Consider the following 12,692-nt stretch of genomic DNA (forward strand, 5'->3'; position numbering starts at 1 on the left):
ACGAGAGTCCGCCATGTACGAGCTGTCCCGGGTCCGCCTCTACTCCATCGGGCCCGCCGGTGCGCGCTACGCCGACACCGTGCTTGACCTGCGAGGCGTGGGCAAGCCCGTGCCCGACCCCGCGCCCACCCAGGCGGAGTTCTTCGAGGACGAGCCCGTCGGACCGCCGCGCCGCCCCGCGCCCGCCGGTGTGCTCTTCCTGGAGAACGGCGGCGGCAAGTCCGTCCTGCTCAAGCTGATCTTCTCGGTGATGCTGCCGGGACACCGCAACACACTCGGCGGCGCCAGCTCCGGCGTGCTGCGCAAGTTCCTCCTCGCGGACGACTGCGGACATGTCGCCCTGGAGTGGCAGCACACGCTGACCGGTGAGTGCGTGGTCGTCGGCAAGGTCAGCGAGTGGCGGGGGCGTCAAGTCTCCAACGACCCGCGGAAGTTCGCCGAGGCCTGGTATTCGTTCCGGCCCGGTCCGGGACTCAGCCTGGACAACCTCCCCGTCGCCGAGGCCACTTCCGTCCGGCCGCCCGTCGAGGGCGCGTCCGGGGCGCAGGGCCGTCGACGCACCATGAAGGGGTTCCGGGACGCCATCACCGAGTCGGGCAAGGCGTATCCCCACCTCGAAGTCCACTGGGAGGAGATCCACGACCGCTGGATCGAGCACCTGGGCGACCTGGGCCTCGACCCCGAACTCTTCCGCTACCAGCGGGAGATGAACGCCGACGAGGGCGAGGCCGCCGGCCTGTTCGCGGTCAAGAAGGACTCCGACTTCACCGACCTGCTGCTGCGCGCGGTCACCGACACCCGCGACACCGACGGGCTCGCCGACCTGGTCGGTGGCTTCGGCAACAAGCTGGGGCGACGCGCCGAACTCATCGCCGAACGGGACTTCACGGCGGGGTCCGTGGACCTGCTCGGCCGCATCGTCGAGGCGGCGGAGGGGCGGGCACGCGCGCGTGACATCCACGCCGGCGCCGAGCGTCGTACCCGCACGTTGGCACGGCGGTTGTCCGCGCGGGGCGCGCAGGAGCGGGTGCGGGCCGCCGACCTCGCCCAGCGGGTCACCGCCGCCGCGTACGCCGTCACGCACTCCGAGGGAGCGCGCGAGCGCAGTGCGCTGATCGCCGCCGAACTGGCCTACCGACACGCCTCGTTGGCGCTCGCCACCACGGAGAAGTCCGCCGCCGCGCAGAAGCGCGAACTCGCCGACGCGCGCACGCTGCACTCCGCCTGGCAGGCTGCCGAGGCCGTACTGCGCCACCGCGCGGCCGCCGACCGCTCCGCGCGCGTGGCCGTCGCCATCCGCGAGGCGGAGCGGGACGCCGCTCCCGCGCTCGCCGCCCGCGCCAAGGCCGCCGTCGACCTCGTACGAGCCCTGCACGAGGCCGCGGAGAGCGCCGAGAACCTCGCCAACGAGGGCGAGGAGCGCTCCGCCGCACTCCAGGAGGTCGGTGAGTCCTCCCACCGGGACGCGACCTCCGCCGCCACCGAGGCACAGCGCGCCCGCAGCGAGATCGGGCATCTGCGCCAGCGCCTGTCCGAGGTCGAGCAGGAGACCGCCGAGGCGGTACGCGCGGGCTGGCTCGACGACAGCGCCCCCGACGCGGACCCGGCCCGCGCGGCCCTCGCGGCGAGCGACGCCGAGAAGACCGCCGTGGCCGCCTGGGACACCACGCGCGAGGCATCACGGCGAGCGGCCGAGCACGCGCGCGAAGCGGCTTCCGCCGAGTCCCGCGCGGAGCTGACGGCGGCCCGCGCGTCCGACGCGGCGACCGCCGCCGCGCGGACCTACGACGCGGAACGGCGCCTCGCGGAGGGACTGGCGGGGGAGGAGCGGCTGGCGGAACTGCTCAGCCTGCCGGGAGCCGGTGGTGCCGGTGGTGCCGGTGGTGTGCCGGTGCCGCGTGGGGCCAACGAGGCTGCGGTGAGCGGCAGTTCCGCCGCCGACACCGCCTCCCTCACCTCCTCCGGCGCCACCAAGTCCTCCCGCCCACTCGCCGAAGGCTCCCTCACCCCCGAGGAACTCGACCGCTTCGCCGACGAGTTGCGTGAACTGCTCGACGACGGGGTCGCCGCCGGCGAGCGACAGCTCTTCGACCTGCGTACCGCCGCCGCCGACGACTCCCGGATCCTCGGGGCCCTCGGAGACGGCGGACTGCTGCCGCCCGGCCCGGACGTACTGGCCACCGTCGAGTACCTGGGCGAGCACGGCATCCCGGCCCTGCCCGGCTGGCGCTACCTCGCGCAGGCCGTCGACCCCGTCGACCACGCGCGCGTGCTGGCCGCCCGGCCCGAACTGGTCGACGGTGTGATCATCACCGACCCGGCCACGCACGCGCGTGCCCGCGAGGCGCTCACCGACGCGGCCCTGCTGCCCCGGTCCGCCGTGGCGGTCGGTACGGCCGCCGCCCTGCTGGCCCCGACCCCGGCGCCCGACGCGGGGAACGGTGACGTCTTCCTCGTACCGCCGAACCCGGCCATGCACGACGAGCACGCCGCCGACGAGGAGCGGCAGGCGCTACGCGCGCGGGCGGGCGAGCGGGACGAGGAGATCCGCACGCTCGCCGCACGGCTCGGCAAGGACCGGGAGCTGGCGGCGCGGCTCGCCTCCTGGCGCACCGGCTGTCCGAGCGGACGGCTGGTCGAACTGGCGCGGTCCGCGCAGGACACGCGCGGGTTCGCCGAGGAGGCCGAGGCCGAGCTCGCCGAGGCGCGGACCGTGCGCGCCGAGGCCGACGAAGCCGCCGCCGAGGCCGCCCAGGTGCGCGACGAGCGGCAGGAGACCGCGCAGAAGGCCCGGCGTGCCGCCGACGCCCTCGCCGGACTCGCCTTCCGGCTGCGGGAGCGCGCCGGCTGGCAGGTCAAGCTCCGCGAACTCGCCGACGAGGCAACCGAGTCGGAGGCCCGCGCCCAGTCCTGCCTGGAGCGTGCCCGCGCCGCCGACGAGGACCGCCGCGCCGCCCAGCGCGCCGCCGACGACGCCCGCCGTACGGCGCGTGCGCTGCGCGCCGAGCGCTCCGAGATCGCGGGCGCCCCCGACGACGTACCGGCCGACGACGCCGACGCTCCCAAGCCGTCGCTGCCCGCTCTGCGCGAGGCCTATCGCGCCGCCTCCCAGCTCTACGAGAAGGTCGGCGTCGGCGCCGATCTACGGGCCGAGCAGGCGCGGGCGGAGAGCGACGAGAGCGCGGCCATCGCCGAGTTGGACCGGGTCAGCAACAAGGTCCGCACCCGCGCGGCCCAGCTGTTGGAGTCACCCGACGGTTCCGACGGGCCGTCCCGGCAGGCTGCCGCGGCCCGCGCCGAGGAGCTGGTGCAGCTGCTGGAGACCCGGGTGTCGAACGCGAGCGAGCAGCTCGGGCGGTTGCGCGGCGAGGCCGAACGGCACGCGCCCGAGGACGGCGAGGCACACACCGAGCTGGCCGAGGAACTCGTCCCGCGCGACGCCGAGCACGCCCAGGCACTGCTGCGCACCGCCACGGCCGAAGTCGCCTCCCGCACGGACGCGTTGGGCCAGGCCCGCGAGGCGCACGCCGAACTCCTCGACGCCCATCGCGCCGCCGAGGACGGGGCCGGCGGCTTCGACGAGACCGCCGCGATGCTGCGTGACCTGCTGCGTGAACACACCTCGGACGAGGACCAGGAGGAGCCCGAGCCGTACCCGGGCAGCGTGGAGGAGGCCCGGCACTCCGCCGCCGAGGCCCGACGCTCGCTGCGCGGCTGCGCCGCCGACCTGTCCGCCGCCGAGGGCGCCGTACGGGAAGCGAGCGATGTGCTCGTGCGGCACGCCAACTCCACGCGCTACGAGCAGGTACGCACCCCCGCGCGGCAGCAGATCCGTGAGCTGCCGGCGTCCTCCCTGCCCGAGCACGCGCAGAAGTGGGCCGACGCCTTCGCGCCCCGACTCCGGGTCCTCACCGACGAGTTGGCGCAATTGGAGCGCAACCGCGACTCGATCGTGGACCGACTGCGCGGGCTCGTCGAGTCGGCGCTCGCCACCCTGAGGTCCGCGCAGCGGCTGTCCCGGCTGCCGGAGGGGCTCGGTGAGTGGTCCGGGCAGGAGTTCCTGCGCATCCGCTTCGAGGAGCCCGACCAGGCCACGCTGACCGAGCGGCTCGGCGAGGTCGTAGACGAGGCCACCCGGGCCGCCGTGAAGAAGAACTCCGACATGCGGCGCGACGGAATGTCCCTGCTGCTGAGGGGAGTTGGCGCCGCCCTGGAGCCCAAGGGGATCGCCGTCGAGATCCTCAAGCCGGACGCCGTACTGCGCGCCGAGCGCGTCCCCGTCGGGCAGATGGGCGACGTCTTCTCCGGCGGCCAGCTGCTCACCGCGGCCATCGCCCTGTACTGCACGATGGCCGCGCTGCGCTCCAACGACCGGGGCCGCGACAAGCACCGGCATGCCGGCACGCTCTTCCTCGACAACCCCATCGGGCGGGCCAACGCCACCTATCTGCTGGAGCTCCAGCGCGCCGTGTCCGACGCGCTCGGCGTCCAACTCCTGTACACCACCGGCCTGTTCGACACGACGGCCCTGGCCGAGTTCCCGCTGGTCATCCGGCTGCGCAACGACGCCGACCTCCGGGCCGGACTCAAGTACATCAGCGTGGAGGAACACCTCCGGCCGGGGCTGCCGCAGCAGGCCCCCGCCGGAGAAGGGGAGTCGGTGCACAGCGAGATCACGGCCACCCGGATGTTCAAGCGACCGGCACCGACCACCCCGTAGGCGAACCTCAGGAGTGGGACTGGGACAGCTGCCCGGCGCCGCCCTTGCGGGCTATCCGCTCCTGCGCCCGCCGGGTGGCCTTCGCCTGACGCTGGGCCCGACGCCGCTCACGGCGGAGGGCCCGTGCCGTGCTGCTGGGCTCCGAGACCACGCCGTTGCGCTGGTTCCACATCTGGCGGGTCACCCAGACGTCCAGGACGCCCCAGGTGGCCACCACCGTGCTGACCACGCTGCTGATCACCATCGGGAACGCCAGCCAGGACCCGGCCATCGTGCACAGGAAGGCCACCGTCGCCTGGATCAGCGTCACGGCGGTGATGAGCACCGCCCGCACCGCCGCCGTACGCACCGGATCGGGCAGCCGGCGCCGACGCGCGGGCTCCTCGATCCACAACGGCCTGTAGTACTCCGGCTGTTCGGCTGTCGCGCGGGCCGCACGCGGCCCCTCGAACCCCGCCGCCTTCGGTGCGCCCGAGCGCGCCGGAGCCTCGCCGTCCCCCGTCGACCGCGCCGCCACGCCGTCCTCAAGCGTCTCTTGCCGCTCCGCCGTGCCCATCAACGTGTCCTCCCCACCGCCGGTACACCACTCGCCCCGGAGTCCGAAGACTCCGACTCCCCAGTGGGTGCCCGGCCTGCCCTGTTTTACGCCGCCCAGATGCGGATGCGGCTCCTGTGGCCGGTTCCGCACCCATATCCCGTAGAGAAAGACGAACAACATCCCACGAAGATTCCCAACGAACGAAAAATTCCAGCCAACTGGCCAAGCGGGTCTATCCGGTCAGGTCCGGCGAACCTCGCGGATTGAGGGCGGCAATCTCCCGTAATGCCCTGACACCTCCCCATGTCCGGTCCCAGGTGCGGAAGTTCACGCTCCGGACAGCTCTTCGAGTTACCTGTGTGTCAGTAGTAGGCTCGCGCCGTTTGTTGACGCACATGTGTACCCCCGGCCGGCGGGGGTCCAGCTGGGGGAGGCCATGCGCTTTCGCGGGAAGTCCATCCGCCGGAAGATCGTGGCGCTCCTTCTCGTGCCGCTCGTGTCCCTGACCGCGATCTGGGCGTTCGCCACGGTCCTCACCGGCCGGGCGGCCGGAGACCTGTTCAACGTGTCGTCGGTCGTCGAGAAGATCGGCTATCCCACCGAGGACACCGTCCGCGTCATCCAGCAGGAACGGCGCCAGTCGCTCGTCTATCTCGCCGACCCGCGCGCTGCCGACGGCCTCAGCGACCTGAAGCGCAGCCGCGCCGCGACCGACGCGGCCGTCGCCAAGATCCGCAAGAACGCACGGAATCCCGACGTCCGTGACGCGATGGGCCAGACCACCGACAGCCGCGTCTCCGCCGTGCTCGACGCCTTCGACGGCCTCACGTCCCTGCGCCGCAGCATCGAGGACGGCACGGTCAACCGCGCCCAGGCCCTCGATCTCTACAACCGCCTGGTCGACCCCTGCTACGTGCTGCTGACCAACCTCCATGTCGTCGACAACGTGGAGATGGACAAGCAGTACCGCGCCCTCGTCAACCTGGCACGCGCGCGTGAACTCCTCTCCCGTGAGGACGCGTTGCTCGGCTCCTCGCTGATCGTCGGCAAACTCACCCGGGACGAGACCCGCGCGGTCTCCGACCTCGTGGCCCAGCGCACCCTGATGTACGACGTCAACCTGCCGCTGCTGCCCTCCTCGGAGCGCGCCCACTTCGACCGCTTCTGGAAGAACGCGGCCAGCGCCCCGCTGCGCGTGGCCGAACAGGCCGCCGCCTCCGCCGATTCCGGCGAGCCCCGCAACGTCACCGCGCAGACCTGGAACACCGCGGCCGGTGCCGTGCTGGACAAGCTCGGCACCCTCGACGACCAGGCCAACGACCGCTATCAGGACCGCGTCCGGCCCGTCGCGATGGGCGTCATCCTGAAGGCGGCCGTCGCCGGCGTCCTCGGCCTGATCGCGCTGCTCCTCTCGCTCTTCCTGTCCGTGCGCATCGGCCGCGGCCTCATCCGCGATCTGCGTCAACTCCGCCTGGACGCCCACGAGGCGTCCGGTGTCCGGCTGCCCAGCGTGATGCGCCGCCTGTCCGTCGGCGAAGTCGTCGACGTGGAGACCGAGGTCCCGCGCCTGGAGTACGACCGCAACGAGATCGGCGAGGTCGGCCAGGCCCTCAACACCCTGCACCGTGCCGCCGTCGAAGCCGCCGTGAAACAGGCCGAGTTGCGCTCCGGCGTCTCCGAGGTCTTCGTCAACCTCGCCCGGCGCAGCCAGGTCCTGCTGCACAAGCAGCTCACCCTGCTCGACACCATGGAGCGCAGGACCGAGGACACCGACGAACTCGCCGACCTGTTCCGCCTAGACCACCTGACGACCCGTATGCGCCGCCACGCCGAGGGCCTGGTGATCCTCTCCGGGGCGGCCCCGTCCCGGCAGTGGCGCAAACCGGTCCAGCTCATGGACATCGTCCGCGCGGCCGTCGCCGAGGTCGAGGACTACGAGCGCATCGAGGTCCGCCGACTGCCGAGGATCGCCGTCACCGGCCCCGCCGTCGCGGACCTCACCCACCTGGTGGCCGAACTCCTGGAGAACGCCACGGTGTTCTCCCCGCCGCACACCGCCGTCCAGGTCGTGGGGGAGCGGGTCGCCAACGGCTTCACCCTGGAGATCCACGACCGCGGCCTCGGCATGGCGGCCGACGCGCTCCTGGACGCCAACCTCCGGCTCGCCGAGACACCAGAATTCGAACTCTCCGACACCGACCGGCTCGGCCTGTTCGTGGTCAGCCGCCTCGCCCAGCGGCAGAACGTCCGCGTCTCCCTCCAGCCGTCCCCCTACGGGGGTACCACCGCCGTCGTGTTCATCCCCGACGCCCTGCTGAGCGACGAGGTCCCGGACACCAACGGCATCGGCTTCCGCCTCGACCGGCCCCAGCCGACGAAGGAGGCCGAGTACGAGGAGAGCCAGCGCTCCACGCTCTCCCAGGTGTCCGCGAAGCTTCCCGGCCTGCCGCCCGCCCTCCTGGACGGGCCGGTCGAACTGGAGGCCCCGGTCGACCTGGACGCCCTCGCCGGCTTCCCGGACGCCCTCGACGACGAGGACGGTGAACGCGGCGAGGTCTTCCGTCCGCGCCGCCCGGGCCTCCGGGACGACCTCGCCCCCGTCCGCCCCGTAGAGCCCCGCCAGCAGCTCTCAGAGGCCCACGACGGACCGCGCGGGGACGGGGACGCCCACCGGAGCGATCCGCTTCCGCTGCCCCGGCGCCGGACGCCCAAGCTCGTCAGCTCGCACGGACGCCCGGTCGTCGAGCAGCGCTCGCGACGGGACCCAGGGGATTCCGCGGACGGTGGCTTCGACGGTCTCTCCACGACCCGGGGCCCGGCCGGAGCCGACCCGGAGGCCCCGGCGCAGCTGCCGGCCCGGCGACGAGGCGACACGCCGCTACGGCGCCGTACCGACGTACCCGCGGCCCCTTCGGCCTCCCCGGGGCGCCGATCGGGCGAGCCGCCCGAGACTCCCGCCCTGCCCCGACGCACACGCCGCGCCGAGATCGCGTCCAGCATTCCGGACTCCGGCACCTCACCGGACGCGAACGGGCCCGACCTGGGGGCGTTGCCCAGGCGCGTGCGGCAGGCCAACCTGGCCCCGCAGCTGAAGAAGGACCCCGAACGGCGCACCACGAATCCGGCGGAGGTCGTGGAGCGCGACGCCGACGAGGTACGCAGCCGCATGGCCTCACTCCAACGCGGCTGGCAGCGTGGCCGCGAGGAGAACGCCGAGGGCGACGACGTCCAAGGCGGCACAGCACAAGGAACTAAGGGGGACGGTCGATGACCGCACCAAAGGCGACCGGCCACGACACGACCGACCAACGCGGGCTGAACTGGCTCCTCGACGACCTCGTCGAGCGCGTAGCCAGCATCCGCAAGGCGATCGTGCTCTCCGGCGACGGTCTGCCCACCGGCGTGTCCCAGGATCTGACCCGCGAGGACAGCGAGCACCTGGCCGCCGTCGCCTCCGGCTTCCACAGCCTCGCCAAGGGCGTCGGCCGTCACTTCGAGGCGGGCAGCGTACGGCAGACCGTCGTAGAGCTCGACGAGGCCTTCCTGTTCGTCACGGCGGCCGGTGACGGCAGCTGCCTCGCCGTCCTGGCCGACGCGGACTCGGACGTCGGACAGGTCGCCTACGAGATGACACTGCTCGTGAAACGGGTCGGTGTGCATCTCGGTGCCGCTCCGCGCACCGATCTGTCCTCCGGCGGGTAGTGAAGTGACATGAGCAGAGACGGTCAGGGAAGAGGCCACTGGTTCGACGACGAGGCCGGACCGGTCGTCCGTCCGTACGCCATGACGCGCGGCCGTACCACCAGTGCGGCACAGCACCGCCTCGACCTGATCGCGGTGGTGGTCGCGGAATCCTGGGCGGACGACTCCGAGGCGGACCAGGCGCTGTCCCCGGAGCACGTGGACATCGTCGGTCTGTGCCGTGACGCCCCGCAGTCGGTCGCCGAACTCGCCGCCGAACTCGACCTGCCCATCGGCGTGATACGGGTCCTCATCGGAGACCTCGTGGACGAGGAACTCGTCCATGTCTCACGGCCCGTACCCCCGGCCGAACTGGTCGACGAGAGTATTCTCCGCGACGTCATCAGCGGCCTGCGGGCCCTGTGAGCGGCGTGGAATCCGACCCGCCCCACCCATCAAGCAGGAGAACAGATCGATGATCTTCGGGCGTTCTGAGCGAGGCAAGCCTCCGGTCGAGCCCGTCACGCTCAAGATCCTGGTGGCCGGCGGCTTCGGCGTGGGCAAGACCACCCTCGTCGGCGCGGTCAGCGAGATCAGGCCGCTGCGCACGGAGGAACTGCTCACCGAGGCGGGGCGTCCGGTCGACGACACCAGTGGTGTGGAGGGCAAGCACACCACCACCGTGGCCATGGACTTCGGCCGCATCACCCTGCGCGAGGACCTGGTGCTCTACCTGTTCGGCACCCCGGGTCAGGAGCGGTTCTGGTTCATGTGGGACGAGCTCTCCGAGGGCTCGCTCGGCGCCGTCGTACTCGCCGACACCCGCCGCCTGGAGGACTGCTTCGCCGCCCTCGACTACTTCGAGCGGCGCTCCATACCCTTCGTCGTCGCCGTCAACTGCTTCGAGAGCGCGGCCCGTTACCCGGTGGAGACCGTACGGCAGGCCCTGGACCTCGACCAGGACGTACCGCTCATGCTGTGCGACGCGCGCGACCGGTCCTCGGTCAAGGAGGTCCTCATCGAGGTCGTCCAGCACGCGATGGCCTACGGTGCGAAGCGCCGCCAGAGCGTCACCAGCTGAGCCGCGGGAGCGGCCCGTACCTCCGCCGACCGGGGTACGGGCCGCAGCTCGTCGAAGGACGCACGCGCGTGTGCCTCATCGACACGCACGATCAACACGCACGCGTGTGTGCCTAGTTGTCGCCCTCCTCCAGCCAGCCGAAGCTCTTCTCCACGGCCTTGCGCCAGTTGTGGTACTCACGGTCCCGCACCGAGGACTCCATGGACGGCGTCCACTCGACGTCCTTCTGCCAGTGCGACTTCAGCTCGTCCAGGCCGTTCCACACACCGGTGGCGAGTCCGGCCGCGTAGGCGGCGCCCAGGCAGGTCGTCTCGGAGACCTTGGGGCGGATCACCGGTACGTCGAGCACGTCCGCCTGGTGCTGCATCAACAGGTTGTTCTTGGTCATGCCGCCGTCCACCTTCAGGGTGGTGATCTGCACCCCGGAGTCCTGGAACATGGCGTCCACGACCTCCCGCGTCTGCCAGCTCGTCGCCTCCAGCACCGCGCGCGCGAGGTGGCCCTTCGTGACGTACCGCGTCAGCCCCGTGACGACACCGCGCGCGTCCGAGCGCCAGTAGGGCGCGAACAGCCCGGAGAACGCGGGCACGATGTACGCGCCCCCGTTGTCGTCCACGCTCGCGGCCAGGCTCTCGATCTCGTCGGCGCTGCGGATGATGCCGAGTTGGTCCCGGAACCACTGAACGAGCGCGCCCGTTATGGCTATTGATCCCTCCAGGCAGTAGACCGGCGCCTCGTCGCCGATCTTGTAGCCCATCGTCGTGAGGAGCCCGTTCTTCGAGGGCACCGGCCGGTTCCCCGTGTTGAGCAGCAGGAAGCTGCCCGTGCCGTAGGTGTTCTTCGCGGTGCCCACGTCGTAGCAGGCCTGCCCGAACACGGCGGCCTGCTGGTCACCCAGGGCCGATGCCACGGGCACGCCCGCGAGTTGGCCGACCGCGGTCCCGTAGACCTCGGCCGAGGACCTGATCTCGGGGAGGATCACCTCGGGGACGTTCATCGCGGCGAGGATGGACGGGTCCCACTGGAGCGTCTCCAGGTTCATCAGCATGGTGCGCCCCGCGTTGGTCACGTCGGTGACGTGCTTGCCGCCGTCGGTGCCGCCGGTGAGGTTCCAGATCAGCCAGGAGTCGATCGTCCCGAAGGCGATCTCGCCGCGTTCGGCGCGGTCCCTGAGGCCGGGCACGTTGTCGAGCAGCCAGGCCGCCTTGGGGCCCGAGAAGTAGCTGGCGAGCGGCAGCCCGGTCTGCTCGCGGAACCGGTCGGGCCCGTCCGAGCCGCCCAGTTGCTTGCACAGGGCCGCGGTGCGGGTGTCCTGCCACACGATCGCGTTGTGCACGGGTTTGCCGGTGGCGCGGTCCCAGAGGACCGTCGTCTCCCGCTGGTTGGTGATGCCGAGCGCGCTGAGCTGGTCGGCGCGCAGTCCCGCCTTGGCGAGCGCCCCGGCGACCACCGCCTGCACCTTGGACCAGATCTCGGTGGCGTCGTGCTCCACCCAGCCCGGCTTGGGGAAGATCTGGCGGTGCTCACGCTGGTCGACGGCGACGATCGCGCCGTCCTGGTTGAAGACGATGCAGCGGCTGGAGGTGGTGCCCTGGTCGATTGCGGCGACGAACCTGTCCGTCATGACGACCCCTTTGTCGTTTCTCTCGGATCCTTGCGAGAGCTGCTCTCGGATGACTGCTCGAAGACCGTTGTCAGAAGGCTGCGTTGAAGATCACTCCGGCGAGTGCCCCGCCGATCAGCGGCCCCACCACCGGGATCCACGCGTAACTCCAGTCCGAAGTGCCCTTGTTGGGGATCGGGAGCAGCGAGTGGACGATGCGGGGACCCAGGTCGCGGGCCGGGTTGATGGCGTACCCGGTGGGCCCGCCGAGCGACAGACCGATACCGACCACCAGGAACGACACGACCAGCACCGCCGTGCCGGACTCGCCCAGTCCCTTGGTGAGCCCGAAGGCCAGGATCGGCAGCACCAGCGCGACGGTCGCGATGATCTCCGTCATCAGGTTCGCCACGACATTGCGGATCGTGGGTGAGGTGGAGAAGATCCCGAGCGTGGGCTGCGCCATCTCCTCCTCGGCGTTGGCCTGGAACTGCGCGAAGTAGACCAGCCAGCACAGCACCGCGCCGAGCATGGCGCCGACCATCTGCCCCGCGATGTAGAGCGGGACCTTGTCCCACTTCCCGGTGTCGATGGCGATGCCGATCGTGACCGCCGGATTGAGCTGCCCGCCGGACAGCGGCGCGGCCGTGTACGCCCCGGCCATCACGCCGAAACCCCATCCGAAGGCGATGACGATCCAACCGGAGTTCTGTGCCTTGGAGTAGTTCAGTACGACGGCGGCGACCACGCCGGCGCCGAAGAGGATCAGGATCGCGGTGCCGATGACCTCACCGAGGAATATGTCTCCATTGCTCATGGCGGCTCCTAGGCCCGGGCCCGGGACTGTCGGCCCCGGTCCTCCGTGCAGGGTGCGGTTCCCTTGGCGACTTCAGCCGAAGGCAGGGAGGGTCCCGAGCCCCGCCCGGCGTCCGTGACGAGCGTGCCGTCGCAGCCGAGATCGCCCTTGGGGGAGTGGGCCCGAGCGCAGGCGCAGCCCGCGCGGCGCAGTGCCTGGTACGCCGAGAATGTACGGCGATGTCGACCGACACCGGGAAGTGTTCACCGGCGC

The 12,692-nt window shown here is 71.6% G+C and carries 8 protein-coding genes; 5 read left to right on the top strand and 3 right to left on the bottom strand.

All coding sequences use genetic code 11. The annotated features are described in order from the left end of the window. Positions 1 to 13: 13 nt before the first annotated feature. The gene (locus tag ACWIHT_RS27885) at positions 14 to 4,720 is read left to right on the top strand and encodes a hypothetical protein (protein WP_456171013.1); all 4,707 of its coding nucleotides are present in this window, start codon (positions 14 to 16) and stop codon (positions 4,718 to 4,720) included. Between the two features lie 7 nt (positions 4,721 to 4,727). Here ACWIHT_RS27885 and ACWIHT_RS27890 read toward each other — a convergent pair whose 3' ends face one another. Further along, entirely contained in the window at positions 4,728 to 5,276 is a 549-nt protein-coding gene (locus ACWIHT_RS27890) for a hypothetical protein (protein ID WP_456171014.1), read from the bottom strand. Positions 5,277 to 5,694: 418 nt separating this feature from the next. Here ACWIHT_RS27890 and ACWIHT_RS27895 point away from each other — a divergent pair, with 418 nt between their 5' ends. The 4 genes from ACWIHT_RS27895 to ACWIHT_RS27910 are packed head-to-tail and all read left to right on the top strand — an operon-like array spanning position 5,695 to position 10,020. Next, the gene (locus ACWIHT_RS27895; RefSeq protein WP_456171015.1) at positions 5,695 to 8,529 is read left to right on the top strand and encodes a nitrate- and nitrite sensing domain-containing protein; all 2,835 of its coding nucleotides are present in this window, start codon (positions 5,695 to 5,697) and stop codon (positions 8,527 to 8,529) included. Further along, a complete protein-coding gene (locus tag ACWIHT_RS27900; RefSeq protein ID WP_093624343.1) occupies positions 8,526 to 8,960 on the top strand; it encodes a roadblock/LC7 domain-containing protein in 435 nt (144 codons plus the stop codon). The genes ACWIHT_RS27895 and ACWIHT_RS27900 overlap by 4 nt, the downstream gene beginning before the upstream one ends. A gap of 9 nt (positions 8,961 to 8,969) precedes the next feature. Next, positions 8,970 to 9,365 carry a DUF742 domain-containing protein gene (locus ACWIHT_RS27905; protein ID WP_456171017.1) on the top strand — a complete coding sequence of 132 codons (396 nt, stop codon included), beginning with the start codon at positions 8,970 to 8,972 and terminating at the stop codon, positions 9,363 to 9,365. 49 nt (positions 9,366 to 9,414) lie between these two features. Beyond that, positions 9,415 to 10,020 carry a GTP-binding protein gene (locus tag ACWIHT_RS27910; RefSeq protein WP_456171018.1) on the top strand — a complete coding sequence of 202 codons (606 nt, stop codon included), beginning with the start codon at positions 9,415 to 9,417 and terminating at the stop codon, positions 10,018 to 10,020. 112 nt (positions 10,021 to 10,132) lie between these two features. Here ACWIHT_RS27910 and glpK read toward each other — a convergent pair whose 3' ends face one another. Next, positions 10,133 to 11,644 (bottom strand): glycerol kinase GlpK, encoded by a 1,512-nt coding sequence (gene glpK / locus ACWIHT_RS27915; protein WP_456171019.1) that lies wholly within the window; start codon positions 11,642 to 11,644, stop codon positions 10,133 to 10,135. 70 nt (positions 11,645 to 11,714) lie between these two features. After that, entirely contained in the window at positions 11,715 to 12,440 is a 726-nt protein-coding gene (locus ACWIHT_RS27920) for an MIP/aquaporin family protein (RefSeq protein WP_200717382.1), read from the bottom strand. Between the last annotated feature and the right edge of the window lie 252 nt (positions 12,441 to 12,692).

This window comes from Streptomyces sp. NPDC002276 (genome assembly GCF_053891435.1).

Excerpts from the sequence above, each read along its gene's own strand:
- ACWIHT_RS27900 (WP_093624343.1), top strand. The coding sequence starts at position 8,526 with ATGACCGCACCAAAGGCGACCGGCCACGACACGACCGACCAACGCGGG.
- ACWIHT_RS27885 (WP_456171013.1), top strand. The coding sequence starts at position 14 with ATGTACGAGCTGTCCCGGGTCCGCCTCTACTCCATCGGGCCCGCCGGT.
- ACWIHT_RS27895 (WP_456171015.1), top strand. The coding sequence starts at position 5,695 with ATGCGCTTTCGCGGGAAGTCCATCCGCCGGAAGATCGTGGCGCTCCTT.
- glpK (WP_456171019.1), bottom strand. The coding sequence starts at position 11,644 with ATGACGGACAGGTTCGTCGCCGCAATCGACCAGGGCACCACCTCCAGC.
- ACWIHT_RS27920 (WP_200717382.1), bottom strand. The coding sequence starts at position 12,440 with ATGAGCAATGGAGACATATTCCTCGGTGAGGTCATCGGCACCGCGATC.
- ACWIHT_RS27890 (WP_456171014.1), bottom strand. The coding sequence starts at position 5,276 with ATGGGCACGGCGGAGCGGCAAGAGACGCTTGAGGACGGCGTGGCGGCG.
- ACWIHT_RS27905 (WP_456171017.1), top strand. The coding sequence starts at position 8,970 with ATGAGCAGAGACGGTCAGGGAAGAGGCCACTGGTTCGACGACGAGGCC.
- ACWIHT_RS27910 (WP_456171018.1), top strand. The coding sequence starts at position 9,415 with ATGATCTTCGGGCGTTCTGAGCGAGGCAAGCCTCCGGTCGAGCCCGTC.